This is a genomic window from Alistipes ihumii AP11, from assembly GCF_025144665.1.
Classification (GTDB): domain Bacteria; phylum Bacteroidota; class Bacteroidia; order Bacteroidales; family Rikenellaceae; genus Alistipes_A; species Alistipes_A ihumii.
The window spans coordinates 2,339,599-2,354,503 of the sequence record NZ_CP102294.1; the positions used below are offsets into that span (position 1 = coordinate 2,339,599).

10 protein-coding genes are annotated in these 14,905 nt (G+C 58.8%); 9 read left to right on the forward strand and 1 reads right to left on the reverse strand.

Annotated features, from left to right (window positions below; translation table 11 throughout):
* Position 1 precedes the first annotated feature (1 nt).
* A complete protein-coding gene (locus tag NQ491_RS09445) occupies positions 2-2,206 on the forward strand; it encodes a penicillin-binding protein (RefSeq protein ID WP_019245816.1) in 2,205 nt (734 codons plus the stop codon).
* Between the two features lie 274 nt (positions 2,207-2,480).
* On the opposite strand, the gene NQ491_RS09450 is transcribed toward NQ491_RS09445, so the two are convergent.
* Positions 2,481-2,987, reverse strand: a complete 507-nt coding sequence (locus NQ491_RS09450; protein ID WP_147524821.1) for a hypothetical protein — start codon at positions 2,985-2,987, stop codon at positions 2,481-2,483.
* An 824-nt stretch (positions 2,988-3,811) separates the two neighbouring features.
* Here NQ491_RS09450 and NQ491_RS09455 point away from each other — a divergent pair.
* The 8 genes from NQ491_RS09455 to NQ491_RS09490 all read left to right on the forward strand — a co-directional run bounded on the left by NQ491_RS09455 (position 3,812) and on the right by NQ491_RS09490 (position 14,874).
* Positions 3,812-4,210 carry a hypothetical protein gene (locus NQ491_RS09455; RefSeq protein WP_157365667.1) on the forward strand — a complete coding sequence of 133 codons (399 nt, stop codon included), beginning with the start codon at positions 3,812-3,814 and terminating at the stop codon, positions 4,208-4,210.
* Between the two features lie 177 nt (positions 4,211-4,387).
* Complete coding sequence (locus NQ491_RS09460) at positions 4,388-4,927, forward strand: hypothetical protein (RefSeq protein WP_147524820.1); 540 nt, start codon at positions 4,388-4,390, stop codon at positions 4,925-4,927.
* Between the two features lie 343 nt (positions 4,928-5,270).
* On the forward strand, positions 5,271-7,547 hold the full coding sequence (locus NQ491_RS09465; protein ID WP_259800660.1) for a cation:proton antiporter: 2,277 nt from the start codon (positions 5,271-5,273) through the stop codon (positions 7,545-7,547).
* Between the two features lie 111 nt (positions 7,548-7,658).
* Positions 7,659-9,107 carry a UDP-N-acetylmuramoyl-L-alanyl-D-glutamate--2,6-diaminopimelate ligase gene (locus tag NQ491_RS09470; protein WP_034282850.1) on the forward strand — a complete coding sequence of 483 codons (1,449 nt, stop codon included), beginning with the start codon at positions 7,659-7,661 and terminating at the stop codon, positions 9,105-9,107.
* A 17-nt stretch (positions 9,108-9,124) separates the two neighbouring features.
* A complete protein-coding gene (locus NQ491_RS09475) occupies positions 9,125-10,690 on the forward strand; it encodes an outer membrane protein assembly factor BamB family protein (RefSeq protein WP_019245809.1) in 1,566 nt (521 codons plus the stop codon).
* 14 nt (positions 10,691-10,704) lie between these two features.
* The gene (mraY, locus tag NQ491_RS09480) at positions 10,705-11,952 is read left to right on the forward strand and encodes a phospho-N-acetylmuramoyl-pentapeptide-transferase (RefSeq protein WP_019245808.1); all 1,248 of its coding nucleotides are present in this window, start codon (positions 10,705-10,707) and stop codon (positions 11,950-11,952) included.
* Between the two features lie 2 nt (positions 11,953-11,954).
* Positions 11,955-13,301, forward strand: a complete 1,347-nt coding sequence (murD, locus tag NQ491_RS09485; protein ID WP_019245807.1) for a UDP-N-acetylmuramoyl-L-alanine--D-glutamate ligase — start codon at positions 11,955-11,957, stop codon at positions 13,299-13,301.
* Between the two features lie 250 nt (positions 13,302-13,551).
* On the forward strand, positions 13,552-14,874 hold the full coding sequence (locus NQ491_RS09490) for an FtsW/RodA/SpoVE family cell cycle protein (protein WP_019245806.1): 1,323 nt from the start codon (positions 13,552-13,554) through the stop codon (positions 14,872-14,874).
* The last annotated feature ends 31 nt before the right edge of the window (positions 14,875-14,905 follow it).

Consider the following 14,905-nt stretch of genomic DNA (forward strand, 5'->3'; position numbering starts at 1 on the left):
GATGAGCGAGGGCAGAACGGATATAAAGAAAGGCATATTCCGGCGTGTCCGGGTATTGTACGCGCTTTTCTTTTTCGTCGGAATGCTCATTGCGGGCAAGATTCTCTACTTGCAATACGGCCCCAAGGGACCCGCCTTACGTAACAAGGGGACGACGATCACTTACGAGCGCGTCAAGCTGGAGGCCGACCGGGGCGACGTGCTGGCTTGCGACGGACGCATTCTGGCTACGTCCGTTCCGATGTACGAAGTGCGCATGGACTTCGCGGCGAACGGTCTGATCGACTCGGTCTTTCTGCGCGACGTCGATTCGCTGGCGGGTAGTCTCTCTTCCTTTTTCGGCGACAAGAGCAAAGGCGCATACAAGCTGATGCTGGTCAATGCGTTCCGCAACAGGAAAAAGAACCGGTATACGCTGATTTCCCCCCGAAGGGTCAATCATTTGGAAATAAAACAGATCGCGAAATTCCCGCTGTTTCGTCTGGGACAGAACAGCAGCGGTTTCATCGCCCGGCAGATCAATAAGCGGATGCTGCCTCACGGGCGGATGGCCGCCCGTACGATCGGGATGGTCAACGAGGCGGGAACGCGGCTCGGGATCGAAGGGGCGTTCGACAGCGTGCTGAGGGGTATCGACGGCAGCGTGATGATGCAGCGCGTTTCGGGCAGTTTCCGCGTACCCGTGCCCGACGAGATGAACGTCGATCCCGTGGACGGAATCGACGTGGTGACGACGCTCGACGTCGATATTCAGGACGTGGCCGAGAAAGCGCTGCGCGACCAGTTGATCGCCATGCAGGCCGATTGGGGCACGGCGATCCTGATGGAGGTCGCTACGGGCGAGATCCGTGCGATGGCGAACCTGACGCGGTACAGCGACGAGCGGGTCGTCGAGGATTTCAACTACGCGATCGGGATGAATCTGGAGCCCGGCTCGACCGAGAAGCTGGCTTCGCTCATTACGCTGCTCGACGATGCCGGGGCCAGTCTCGACGAGACGTACGATACCGGCGACGGACGGATCGTGATCGGCCGGGCCAAAGTGGTCGATTCGCATGCGTGCGGATTACTGACGCTCAAGGGCGTTTTCGAGAAGTCGTCGAACGTCGGGTTCGCAATGGCCGTCAACAAGTATTACCGGGACGATCCGAAACGCTTCGTCGATCATCTTTGCAAGATGGGACTCGATCAGCCGCTCGGACTTCAGATCGCCGGGGAGCAGAAGCCCGTTATCCGGAAGCCCGGTGACAAGTGGTGGGACGGCACTACGCTGACGATGATGTCGTACGGTTATGCGCTGCGCCTCACTCCGCTCAAAACGCTGACTTTCTACAACGCCGTAGCCAATGGCGGAAAAATGGTCAGCCCGCTGCTCGTCAAGGAGCTGCGGCAGTACGGACAGACGCTGCGGACGTTCGGTGCGCGGACGATGGTTTCGTCGATCGCCTCGCGCGAGACGCTCGAGGAGGTGCGCGAGGCGATGCGGGGAGTCGTCGAGGAAGGAACGGCGCGCCGGATGCGGAGCCGGTATTATTCGGTCGGGGGAAAGACCGGCACGGCCCAGATCGCCATGGGACGCAGCGGTTACACCGACCGCAACGGCGGCCGCCATTATCTGGGCACTTTCGTGGGCTATTTCCCGGAAGACGATCCCAAGTACAGTTGCTTGGTCGCCGTAAAGACGTACAATGCGCCGGGGCATCGCCGCTATTATTACGGGGGTACGGTGGCAGGGCCGGTGTTCAAGGCGATCGCCGACCGGGTGTATGCGAAGAATACGGCTTGGCAGAAACCCGTTTCGGAAACGGGCGACAAGTCCGCGAAGAAGCCTTTCGTCAAGGCCGGCCGCGTCGAGCAGATGCGCGAAGTCGGTTACCGTTTCGATATTCCTTACGAGGGCCGTCGCCGCGAAAAGCCGTGGAAGGAGTTGGCCTCGATCGATTCGGCCGGAGCGGTCTATACGGAGTACGACGAGCGCGGCGGAACGGTGCCCTGCGTCGTCGGCATGGGGCTCAAGGATGCGATCTACCTGCTCGAGCGACAGGGAATGATCGTCTCGTTTTCCGGGGCGGGGACGGTTTTGAGCCAGTCCGTGCCTGCCGGCTCGAAGGCCCGGCGAGGACAGACGGTCTCGCTGATTCTCGGCGTGGAGCCGCTGCCCGAGGGGGAGACGGTCCGGCACGAGAAGACCCGCCGGACGGAATAGAAATTTTTGAGGGCCGATGCGCATCCGGGGGCAATCGGTCTGAGGCGCTCTTTCGGGCGCGGGCGCGTCCGTCGAGGAACCTTTCGGCGACGGAGGACTGCCGTGCGGGGCGATTTTACGAACGGCGGGAAGCCGAAAGCGCGGGTGGCTTGTTCGAAGGTTCGGCGGAAAGCGGTCCTTGGCATATTAGGGAACTTTCCGAGCCGCATTGCCAAGGTAACGCTGAAAATATCCCCAATATTCCAAAGGTCAACCTTTAGAATCCATAGTGCAATCACATTAATTCATTATATGCGTCTATTATGATTTTCAGCTTTTTCATAGATCTGTCCAAGATGTCATATGCTTCATTGACTACATTGTAACTTGCCATTAATGTATTTAGCTCACTTTCTGAATAAGGATATGTCATGACTTTAAGAGCGAAAAATTTTTTCCTTGCTTCAATCAGTCTAAAAATGGACTGTTGGTGATGTTGGCATGATTCATAATATTGTTTATATGAATCACCTAATTTGTAATTAAAATTCCGATTATAGAGGTCTAACCGAATTTCAATAGATTTAGTGTCCACTTCGTTTGCAAACATTTTTATGTCTGAATTAAGTGTATAAAGTTCGTATGTCAATTTTAGATATGATAATTCATGTTCAAGAGAATCAACTCTCTGAACAAGTGTTTGTTTTTCTACTTGTGGATTTTGGGGCAGTGAATCTTGAGATCGCGCCTGAATTGAAATAAAAGGAAACACAAACACAAGAAAGGATAGAATTTTTTTCATACAAAACCTTATTTTGAAAACTTCATGACGCACCTCAGTTACCATAAGTGCAATTATAGATCACGAAGTGTGGGACTGCAATGCCACGCCATAGCGTGAGAACCACTATGCTACTCTTGTCTGTCGAAGTTACCAGGTTTCCACTCTCAAGAGATAAGCATAACGCTTCTTATTTTTCAAAATGTCGTGATGGAACTTCACTCGATCAACTGTAAAGTTACAACATTTTAAGGCTCATGTCAATAGCTTGTGCAAAAAAATAAGTTTGGTTGGGAATTAGATATATACACCTATACTGAACCAAACTTATAAATATATACGGGGGAAAAGAGAAATGCCCCTATCCGTTTTTCTTTTCACCAGCCTTACTTTCCCACAGAACAGCATCACCAAAAGAATGAAATCAAGGCTAATAAATAAAGTTAACGACCGTAAATTATCTATAAATCGTTTCTAACCGTTTTCCTGTATAGTACTAATTTAGTATAATTATATATGGGTATATTGCTGATAGTCAGCGTAAGTATGGCCTAGGTTAAAATTGAGGTTACGTTAACGTTCCGCCGATTCTCTGCGCGGTGCCGCTCTTGTCGGAGAAGCGGTCGGGACGGAAAAACGTTTTGCCGGTTCGGTCGGCGTTGCGGAATTTGTCGGCGGCGATGATTGGACGATAGATCTACACGGCGTTTTGCCTGTGCGCTTTCTGTTCGTTGTTGTCGCGTCGGATCGGGAGAGACCGTTTGTGCGCCGAACTTTTTTGTAAAAGGCCGGCGATAGCGTTATATTTGTGCGGTAATTGTTTTCGGGACCTTATGGGGAAACGGATGAAATATGCGGTATGGGCGGCGGTCGCGATGATTTTCGCGTTGCATGCGGCTTGTTTGCAGCCGTCGCGCTCCCGGCTTCTCCCTTGCGCCGGTCCTGTCGAGACGATTGCTGCGGCAGGGACGCTCGATGAATTGCACGAGCTGATCGTTTCCGCATGGGCGTGCGATTTGGTTCCGGCCGTTTGCGGATCGAACTCCGTTCAGGTCCATATTCCCGTTCTGAGGCTGCCGTCGCATGGGCGGGACGGCTGGCAGTGTCCGGTCCCGGAGCGTCCGGCGGAAGAGGGGCGCTCCGAAATTCTTTTCGCCGTTCAGCGTGTCTGTTGCGAGCGCTTCTGCGCCTCGCTCGCGCAAGCGGGATATTATGTCCTGGCCTTGCGGAAAATCATTATTTAGCCGGTTCGAGTTTCAGGCGAGCGGGACGCGTCTCCGATGCGGTTCCCTGCCGCAGGCATGGGCGGACTTTCCCGGGGAGTCCGTGCCGAAATGTCGTTTGGGTACGGTCGCGAATCGCAAGGGTATGCGGCCGGGCCTCCCGGGAATGTATTTATGAACCGACTGAATTTTGAAAAAATGGACAAGAAAAAATCGGAATCGATAGACGACGTGTTGTATGCCGTAACGGAGGGGCGGATCGTCCGCCGCAGGAAAAATCCGCTTCCGGCCTTGCTGATCGGCGTAGCCGGTGCCGGACTGGCGATCTGGAGCCTGACGGCTTCCTCTATGTCCGAGCATGAAAATCTGGCTTCCATACTGATGCTGCTCGGAGGGGGCGTCGCGCTGGTCGGACTGATCATGGCAGGCATCGCGCTCGCTTCCGGCTCGCCGGTCTACGAACCGACCGGCGAAAGGATCCGGCGCGGCAGCATCTATTACGACACGGCCCGGAAGCAGGAGCTGTGCGCCGCCCTCGAGGCGGGGGATGCGGATCGTCTCTCCCGGATTCCGCGCGGCGGATCCACGAGCGGAGTGCTGCTGACCCTGTATGCGACCGGTAGCGGCTCTTTCGCAATGGCTCAGGTACTGGAATATGTGCCGCACGCTTTCGAGCCTGTGACCGAGGTGGTCCTTTTCTCTGCCGAGCAAGGGCGTGCTGTGGCCGCTATGCTCTGAGGGTAGGGGCGGGACCTCGTCTTTTGATCCGGAGAAGAGGCGGATTCTCCGTTTGCTTTTCCTTAAACTACGGCGGCTGCGGCAGGAATTTTCTCCTGCCGCAGCCGCCGTAGCATGAGAAAATTGCCATGATCCGCGTTTTTGGGTTGAAAAAGCATTACTTTTGTACCTGTTCGGGGCGGTCCTAAGGGCGGAGAACAGGACGTACGGCGGCTTTCCCGTCGTTTCGTGTCTTGACCGGGTCCGCGTGCCAGCTTCGTCGCGAGCCCGGCGTTTCACGCCGGAAAATTCTTGTACGCCGCGCTTCGGTCGGCCGTGACGGAAGCGGGTATATTTTCAGGCTATGTCGCATCTCGATCCGCTGATATCCGATCTGGCGCTGATCCTCGCCGTGGCGGGAATCACGACGCTCCTTTTCAAAAGACTCAAGCAGCCCGTCGTGCTGGGCTATGTCGTAGCCGGCTTTCTGTGCAGCGGCAATTTCCTGCTCAAGGGAGTTTCCGATATGGCGAACGTCGACCTGTGGGCTCAGATCGGCATCATCTTCCTGCTTTTCTCGCTGGGACTGGAGTTCAGCTTCAAGAAGCTTGTCAACGTGGGCGGCCCGGCGTTGCTGACCGCGCTGGTCATCATCACGGGGATGATGTGCACCGGGTTCATGGCCGGCAAGCTGCTCGGCTGGACGTCGACCGACAGCGTTTTTCTGGGCGGCATGCTGTCGATGTCGTCGACGACGATCATCATCAAGGCGTTCGACGATTTGGGGCTGCGCAATCAGCGGTTTACGTCGCTCGTGTTCGGTGTGCTGGTGGTCGAAGACCTGTTCGCGGTCGTGCTGATGGTGCTCTTCTCGACGCTTTTCGCCCAAAGGGCGGTGGCCGATCTGTCCGTGTCGTGGCAGCTTTTCCGTTTCGTTTTCTTTCTGGTGCTGTGGTTCGTCGTGGGCATCTATCTGATTCCGACTTTCCTCAAGCGTATCCGGCGCTTCCTTAATGCCGAGACGTTGCTCGTCGTGTCGCTGGCTCTCTGTCTGGGCATGGTTGTCGTGGCGACCTACGCGGGGTTCTCGCCCGCCTTGGGCGCTTTCATCATGGGGTCCATTCTGGCCGGTACGACCGAGGCCGAGAGCATCGAGAAGATCACCGCTCCGGTCAAGGACCTGTTCGGAGCGATCTTCTTCGTATCGGTCGGCATGCTCGTCGAGCCTGCCGTGCTCGTGCAATACCTCGGTCCTATTCTGTTCCTGACGTTCGTAGTGGTGGTCGGGCAGATTTTCTATGCGACGCTCGGCTTTCTGGCTGCCGGGCAAAATCTGAAGGTTGCGATCCAGTCGTCGTTCTCGCTCGCGCAGATCGGCGAGTTTGCCTTCATCATCGCCTCGCTCGGACTGACGATGGGTGTCACCAGTTCGTTCCTTTATCCGGTGGCCGTGGCCGTCTCGGTCGTCACGACCTTCACCACTCCGTTCATCATCCGGCTCAGCGAGCCGGCTTACCGCTGGCTCGACCGGATCATGCCCGCGCATGTGAAGAGCCTGCTCAAGCGTTACGACGCCGGTACTCAGACCGTCAACACCGAGCGCGAGTGGATGAGGTTCTTGAAGAGGTCGCTGCTCAATATCGCGCTCTACTCGATTCTGCTGGGGGGCGTCGTCTGGATCTCTTCGAGCTACTACGCTCCTTGGATCGAGAGCAAGTTCGAGGGTTTCTGGGGCAAACTGATCGCGACGACGACGACCGTCCTCGTCATGGCTCCGCTGCTGTGGGCGCTCGCGCTGAGGCACCTCAGCAAACGGCTTTTCGTGCCGTTGTGGAACGATCCGCGATTCAATCACGGGCTGATCGTGACGCTCGTCGTGCTGCGAATTCTCGTCGCGCTGATGTTTCTGATGACGGTCGTGGCCCATTTGAGCACTTCCCGGTTCGGCTCGCTGATTACGTTCGCTCTGGTGCTGCTGTCGCTGATTCTGTTCTGGAAGCGGATCAAACGGCAGTTCCTGCGTTTCGAGAAGCGGTTCTTCGCCAATCTGAACGAGAAGGAACTCAGCACGGTCGTCCGTACGGCCGATTCGCAGGCGAAGCATCTGCATCTGGCCCGGCTGACCGTGTCGGGCGACAGTCCGCTGGTAGGCCGCAGCTTCGGACAGCTGAACCTGCGTTTGCGCTACGGCGTGACGGTCGTTTCGGTCCTGCGGGGCAGTCACCGTGTCAATGCTCCGCATGCCGAGACCGTTTTCATGCCGGCCGACCGGATTTCCGTCGTCGGTACGGACGAGCAGTTGCAGCAGTTCGCCCGTGCGGTCGAGGTGCCTCTGTCGCCGGTCGACCGCGAAGATGTGACAATGTACCAGTTTTCGGTAGGCGAGCGCTCGGTGCTGATCGGCATGACCGTCGCCCAGTTCGGCATGATGACGCGCGGAAGCTGTCTGATCATCGGTATCGACCGCAGCGACGGAACTTACGTCCGACCGCTCAGTCTGGTCCGTTTCCGCCCTTACGACATGGTATGGGTGGCCGGCGACAAGGAGTCGATCGACCGGGTGATCGCCGGAGCCGGGGAGCATGGGCCCAAGACGGTGCGCAAGGAAGCTCCGGAACACTCTCCGCGGGAGCGGTCGTAGGTCGGCCGTGCCGGGTCGCATTGTCGATAAGTTGTCGATTAAAAGGCGTCTCGTTTTGTATTTCTGCGTATGAAAACCCTACTTTTGTACATTGGATAAAAAGTGCAAGGCATGTTATTGAACGATCTTTTGAAAGCGGCGGACGTACTGGAGTCTGCGGGCGATTGTTCGGCGAACGTCTCGTCGCTCGAGTTCGACTCGAGGCGGGTGACTCCCGGCGCGCTGTTTTTCGCTACGCGAGGCACGCAGGCGGACGGGCATGCTTTCATCGAGGCGGCGGTCGGGGCGGGGGCCGTTGCGGTCGTCTGCGAGACGATACCCGCGCGGTTGGCCGAGGGAGTAGCCTATCTGCGCGTCGCCGACTCGTCGGTCGCGCTGGGACGCATGGCGTCCGCTTTCTATGGCGACCCGAGCCGGTCGCTCAGGCTGGTCGGCGTGACGGGGACCAACGGCAAGACGACGACCGCGACGCTGCTGTACCGCCTGTTCCGGAGCCTCGGCTATAAGGTCGGCCTGATCTCGACGGTGACGTACTGCATCGACTCCGATCGGCGCGAGTCGACGCACACGACTCCCGACAGCGTCCGGCTCAACCGGATGATGGCCGAGATGGTCGATCGGGGGTGCGAGTACTGCTTTATGGAGGTCAGCTCGCACAGCCTCGTGCAGCACCGCACCGAAGGGTTGCATTTCGCCGGGGCCGTGTTCACGAATATCACGCACGACCATCTGGACTATCACCATACGTTCGCCGAGTATATCCGCGCGAAAAAAATGCTGTTCGACGCGCTGGGAAAAGAGGCGTTCGCGCTGACGAACGCCGACGACCGCAACGGCGCGGTCATGGTGCAGAACACGAAGGCTTCCGTCAGAACCTACGGGTTGCGCACGATGGCCGATTTCCGCTGCCGCGTCGTCGAGATGCTGCTGGACGGCATGCAGCTCGATCTGGACGGCCGCGAGGTCTGGGTGAAGTTTCTGGGGCGTTTCAATGCCTACAACCTGACGGCCGTCTATGCGACCGCCTTGCTGCTCGGCGCCGACCGCGACGAGGTGCTGCGCACGCTGAGTGGCCTGGGTCCGGTGGACGGCCGTTTCGAATCGATCCGCTCGCACGACGGCGTGACGGCGATCGTCGATTATGCGCATACGCCCGACGCGTTGCAGAACGTCATCGATACGATCGACGAAATCAGGGGCAAGGACCGGAAGCTGTATGTGGTAGTAGGCTGCGGAGGCAACCGCGACCGGACGAAGCGTCCCGAAATGGCTCGCATCGCGGCCGACGGGGCCGATCTGGCCGTGCTCACCTCGGACAATCCCCGGAAGGAGGATCCCGAGGCGATTCTTGCGGAAATGAAGGCCGGGCTCGACGCTTCCTCGCGTTACCTCTGCATTGCCGACCGGCGCGAGGCGATCAAGGCGGCCGTCGCGCTGGCGCGGCCGGGCGACATCGTACTGGTGGCCGGCAAAGGACACGAGACCTATCAGGACGTCGGCGGCGTCAAGCATCATTTCGACGACCGCGAGGAGGTTCGCCGGGCGATGGGACTGGAATAGAAGAAACGGACTGCGACATGAAACGCCTTTTGCTTTTGCTCCCGCTTTTATGCACGGCCGTGGCGGCTCGGGACCCGAGCGCGCTGGGCATGCGCGTCGATACGATCGTCGCCGGCCGCGACACCGTGACCGGCGAGCGTCTTTCGGCCGTGCGGTACGGTTTTACTTCTCGGTATGCGGTTTCCGGTTTCGACGCCCGTCCCGAGGGCGATTGGGCGATCTGTCAGTTGAGCAAGCTGGCGCCGATGTGCAAGTATATCCAGTCTTTCGGCAAACTGATCGGGTGGGATATGCGTACGGGGGAAGTTCGCTGGGCGCAGGACGTTCGGTATCCCGGGGGAGGCGCATACCAGAACTCCGTGAGGCTTTGCGGAGACGTTCTGGTCCAATCCGACGGCCTCCGAAACCGGTGTTTCGATGCGACGAGCGGCGAGTTGTTGTCCGAGAACCGTTACGGACTGTATTATCTGAGCGATGCCGGCATCGCTTTGGGGTACGATAAAGTCCGGCCGCAGCAACTCAAGGGAATCGATTTGAGAACGGGAGAGGAGTTGTGGACGCGGGAATTGAAGTTTCATGGAGACCGGTGGAATCAGGTGATCGCGGGCGACTCGGCGGTTCTGATTTCCGCGGCAGGACTCCATTGGGTCGGTCTGTATTCGGGACAGGGGTGGGATCGTCCGTTGCGGACGTTCCGGAATTCGCTGAGCGATACGAAGCATCCCCTGACTTCCAATGTGATTCTCTCGGGTTCGATGCTTTCGGAGCCCGTTTTGTATCAGGCGTCCTGCGACAGTATGTTCGCATTCGATCTCCGGGGGAACGTTCTGTGGGCGACCCCGCTGCCCGATGGCAAGTCGGGCATATCGCGGATTTACGAGACGGATACTACGATTGTTCTGGTCAATAAAGGGGTGGCCGGCTCGGCGTACGGGCCGGTGCCTTACGGATTGGCATATATGGCGATTTTCGCCAAGCAAGACGGCCGGATGACGTTTTTCAAAGGAATCGGAGAGACAAAGGAAGACGCCGTCTACTTTTCGATTCCTTGGTCGGACGACCGCCTGCTGTTGGCGGGAAAAAAAAGAATAGCGCTTTACGCGAAAAACGGGGAATTGCTGGCCGAGAATACCTTGGCTACCGTTTCCGAGGGAGAAATCCATTCTATCTTTTCCGACGAGTGCGATTGGTTCGCTCCGGAGAGCGGGGGATTCCGGCCCGTAGTGGACCGAGAGGACGAGTGGGCGATCCGGACCGACGACGGATGGCTGGCCGTGCTTGACGATAGCCTGAGAATACGGCGACAGTACGTTACGGATGCCCTGATCTTTTGTTTCGCCCGTGTCGGCGATCTGAGCGTTTTGTACGACAAAGAGCTGACCCGTTTGGTGGGATCGGACGGGAAAGTCCGGGCGGAAATGAAGGTGGGCGTGCCGGTATCTCTGCATGCGCCGGTTTTGTACTGCATCATGGACCAGAACTCGCTGGTGAAAGTCGATCTGAGTCCGTCGCTCGGACGCGACTGGAACGATCCTGATCCTTTCGAAAAAGCGTTCGTCGCCGACAATCGATGGAATCATTAGAAAACGTGTAGTTTATGTTATACCATTTGGTCAAATATTTCTCGCAGCATTTCGACATTCCCGGCGTGGGGATGTTTCTCTCGCTGTCGTTCCGCGCGGCGATGGCGATCATTCTGGCGCTGACGATCGGCATGATTTTCGGCCGGAAGATCATCCGCCTGCTGCAGCGCCGACAGATCGGCGAGGAAGTGCGCAATCTCGGCCTCGAGGGGCAGCTTCAGAAACGGGGCACGCCGACGATGGGCGGTCTGATCATTCTGCTGTCGATTCTGGTTCCGATCCTCCTGCTGGGCGATCTGACGAACGTCTATACGCAGCTGATGATCGTCTCGACCGTATGGCTGGGGCTGATCGGCTTTCTGGACGACTACATCAAGGTGTTCCGCAAGCGGAAGGAAGGTCTCAGCGGCCGGTACAAGATCGTCGGTCAGGTCGGACTCGGCGTTATCGTGGGCTGCGCGATGTGGCTCAGTCCGCAGATCGTCGTCAAGGAGAAGCTCGAAGGCAAGTCGCCTCGCGCCCAGATCGAGTACGTGACCGAGAACGGCCAGAGCAGTCCGGTCTATGTGACGCCGGCCGAGAAAAGCGTCAGGACGACGATCCCGTTCGTCAAGAACAACGAGTTCGACTACCACTGGCTGATTCCGGGCGACGGTCCCCGCTCCGAGCGGTGGAGCTGGATCGCCTACGTGGCGGTCGCGATTCTGGTCATTACGGCCGTGTCGAACGGGGCGAATCTGACCGACGGACTCGACGGGCTGGCCTCGGGCGTGTCGGCCACGATCGTCGTGACGCTCGGCATATTGGCCTATCTGTCGGGCAACGTGATTTATGCCGATTACCTGAATATCATGTACATTCCGTCGAGCGGCGAGCTGGTCGTCTATGCGGCGGCCTTCGCCGGGGCGCTGTTCGGCTTCCTGTGGTACAACTGTTATCCGGCGCAGGTATTTATGGGCGACACGGGAAGCCTGGCCATCGGCGGGATCATCGCCGTGTTCGCGCTGCTGATCCGCAAGGAACTGCTGCTGCCGATCCTGTGCGGAATCTTCTTCGTCGAGAGCCTGTCGGTCATTTTTCAGGTCGGCTGGTTCAAATATACGAAAAGACGTTACGGCGAGGGCCGGCGCGTGCTGTTGATGGCTCCGCTGCATCACCACTATCAGAAAAAAGGATATTTCGAGTCGAAGATCGTCGTGCGTTTCTGGATCGTGCAGTTGCTGTTGGCGGCCGTTACGCTCGTTACGCTTAAAATCAGATAGCCATGCCGAAGATTGTCGTGTTGGGAGGAGGCGAGAGCGGCTGCGGGGCGGCCGTGCTGGCCCGCGTGAAAGGATTCGACGTATTCCTGTCGGATATGGGCGTTATCGCGCCCAAGTATAAAGCATTGCTCGCCGAATGGAACGTGCCCTACGAAGAGGGACAGCATACGGCCGGGCGGATACTCGATGCCGACCGGGTCGTCAAGAGCCCCGGCATTCCCGACAAGGCGCCGATGATGAAGGCGGTCCGCGAACGCGGAATTCCGGTCGTGTCCGAAATCGAGTTCGCCGCCCCGTACACATCGGCTCGCACGATCTGCGTCACGGGCAGTAACGGCAAGACGACCACGACGACGCTGACCTACGAGATTCTGCGTCGCGCGGGCGCGGACGTCGCTCTGGGGGGCAACATAGGCCGGAGTTTCGCGCTGTCGGTCGCCACGGAGCGGCGCGACTGGTACGTGATCGAGCTGAGCAGCTTTCAGCTCGACGGGTGCTACGATTTCCGGGCCGACATCGGAGTGCTGACGAACATTACGCCCGATCATTTGGACCGGTACGAGTACCGGCTGCAGAACTATGTCGACAGCAAATTCCGCATCCTGCGCAACCAGCGTCCGCAGGACTGCTTTATCTATTGCGCCGACGATCCGCTGACGCTCGAGAATCTGCCGAAGCATCCGCTCTCCATGCGGACGCTCCCGTTCAGCGTCCGGCGCGGCGATTGCGCCGCCGTGTTGCGCGACGGGACGATACGGGCCGAGGCTGCCGGCCGCCGGCTGGAAATTCCGGTTTCCGAGCTTCGGATCAAAGGGATGCATAACACATACGATGTGATGGCGGCCGTGCTGGCCGCTCTGTCCGCCGGGATCGAGCCGGACGCGATTCTGCCGACGCTCCGCTCGTTCGAGGGAGTCGAGCACCGGCTGGAGCCTTGCGGCGAGATCGACGGCGTCGAGTACGTGAACGACTCGAAGGCGACGAACGTCGATTCGGTATGGTACGCTCTGGAGAGCATGACGCGGCCGGTCGTGTGGATCGCCGGCGGAACCGACAAGGGCAACGACTATTCGAGACTGTACGATCTGGCCGGAGCGAAAGTCAAGGCGCTCGTCTGCATGGGCGTCGACAACGAGAAGCTGATCCGTGCCTTCGACGGGCGCATTCCCCGCATCGAGGACACGCACTCGCTCGACGACGCGATGGCTGCGGCGCGGGCTGCGGCTTCCTCCGGCGATACGGTGCTGCTTTCGCCGGCTTGCGCGAGCTTCGACCTGTTCAAGAATTACGAGGAACGGGGGCGTCAGTTCAAGGAGTGGGTGGCGACGCTCTCGCAGAAGCACCGTTGACGACAGCCGTGCCGGGGCTCGCCTTCCGGAGGCGGGAGGGCCGACGGGACGAAATGTCCGGATCGTGCGGACGGGGAGAATTTCCCGCATCCGGAGCCTCCCGGCGGAGCGGACGGGATGTGGTCCGGAGAAGCGGTGTCCCGGAGCGAGGCTTGCGGTCGTGCGTATTCGTCCGGGCCGTTTCTCGGTACGGACGGGGGCAGCGGCCCTGCCGAGGACGCGCATGAGGAATTAAAAGAGAACCGATGGAATGGAACTGAACGGGAATATCCGGAAAATGGAAACGCGGGGGCTTTCGGCCGAATCGGCCGAAAAGCCGGGGTTTTTCGACCGTTTTTTCGGGGGAGACCGCGTGCTGTGGGTGATTATCGCGATTCTGTCGGTCGCTTCGCTGCTCGTGATCTTCTCGTCGACGGCGTCGATGGCCTACCGTAAGGCCGGGGGCGACACGTCGCATTACTTTTTCGCCCAGTTGAAGTTCATCGTGCTCGGATTCGCCGCGATGATCGCGGTGCACCGACTCAACTACCAGCGCTATGCGCGGCCCCGGCTGCTGGCTCTGGTGTTCGTCGCCGCGCTGCTGTTCATGCTGCTGACCTTTTTTATCGGGGTCAACCTGAACAGCGCGTCGCGCTGGATTCGGATTCCGGTGATCGGCGTGACGTTCCAGCCTTCCGACTTCTTGCGCATCGCGCTGATAGCGATCCTCGCGCAGCAGCTGGCCAAGCGCCAGCGCTTCATCCATCGGATTCCGCTGCTTCCGGCGCTCACCGTGCGGGGCTGGCGCAAGAACCCCCGGAAAAATCTCGATATTCTCACGCAGACGACCCTTCCCGTGCTGGGACCGATCGCGATCGCCTGCGGGGCGATTTTCATGTCGAACTTTTCGACGGCGGCCATTACGTTCTGCACCTGCTGCATCATGCTTTACATGGGACGCGTGCGCGTGCGAGAACTGTGGCGTCTCGTCGCGCTGGTGGTCGTTGCGATGGTGCTGGCCGTTTCGTTCATGTACGTTTTCGACATCGGACGCTCGCACACCTGGGTCAACCGGCTGGGGATCGGTTCGCTGATCGGGGAGACGGAGCAGGTCGCCGAGCAGAGCGACGACGACAACCTGCAGCAGGAGCAAGCGCGCATCGCGATCGCCTCGGGCGGACTGCTGGGCAAGGGGCCCGGCAACAGCACCCAGCGCTCGAACCTGCCGCACTCCTATTCCGACTTCGCCTATGCGTTCATTGTCGAGGAATACGGCTTCGTGGGCGCCATGGGCATTTTGTTTTTGTACCTTTGCATTTTCTTCCGGGGCATCGTGACTTTCCGGCGGTGCGGAACGGCATTCCCGAGCCTGCTCGTGCTGGGGCTGTGCCTGATGATTACGTTTCAGGCGATCTGCAATATGCTCGTGTCGGTGTGCATATTTCCCGTGACGGGTCAGACGCTGCCGCTGGTCAGCCTCGGCGGGTCGTCGATCGTGTTCACCTGCGTGGCGCTCGGGCTGATTCTGGGCATCAGCCGTCAGGTCAAGGAGCAGTCGCTGGACCGGCCCCGGGGAGAGACGATGCTCGACTGAGCGGGCCGGCGGACGGATATTCCGAATCCGA

Bases quoted from the DNA above. Each gene is read 5' to 3' on its own strand.
- NQ491_RS09445 (WP_019245816.1), top strand. From the start codon at position 2: ATGAGCGAGGGCAGAACGGATATAAAGAAAGGCATATTCCGGCGTGTC.
- NQ491_RS09450 (WP_147524821.1), bottom strand. From the start codon at position 2,987: ATGAAAAAAATTCTATCCTTTCTTGTGTTTGTGTTTCCTTTTATTTCA.
- NQ491_RS09455 (WP_157365667.1), top strand. From the start codon at position 3,812: ATGAAATATGCGGTATGGGCGGCGGTCGCGATGATTTTCGCGTTGCAT.
- NQ491_RS09460 (WP_147524820.1), top strand. From the start codon at position 4,388: ATGGACAAGAAAAAATCGGAATCGATAGACGACGTGTTGTATGCCGTA.
- NQ491_RS09465 (WP_259800660.1), top strand. From the start codon at position 5,271: ATGTCGCATCTCGATCCGCTGATATCCGATCTGGCGCTGATCCTCGCC.
- NQ491_RS09470 (WP_034282850.1), top strand. From the start codon at position 7,659: ATGTTATTGAACGATCTTTTGAAAGCGGCGGACGTACTGGAGTCTGCG.
- NQ491_RS09475 (WP_019245809.1), top strand. From the start codon at position 9,125: ATGAAACGCCTTTTGCTTTTGCTCCCGCTTTTATGCACGGCCGTGGCG.
- mraY (WP_019245808.1), top strand. From the start codon at position 10,705: ATGTTATACCATTTGGTCAAATATTTCTCGCAGCATTTCGACATTCCC.
- murD (WP_019245807.1), top strand. From the start codon at position 11,955: ATGCCGAAGATTGTCGTGTTGGGAGGAGGCGAGAGCGGCTGCGGGGCG.
- NQ491_RS09490 (WP_019245806.1), top strand. From the start codon at position 13,552: ATGGAACTGAACGGGAATATCCGGAAAATGGAAACGCGGGGGCTTTCG.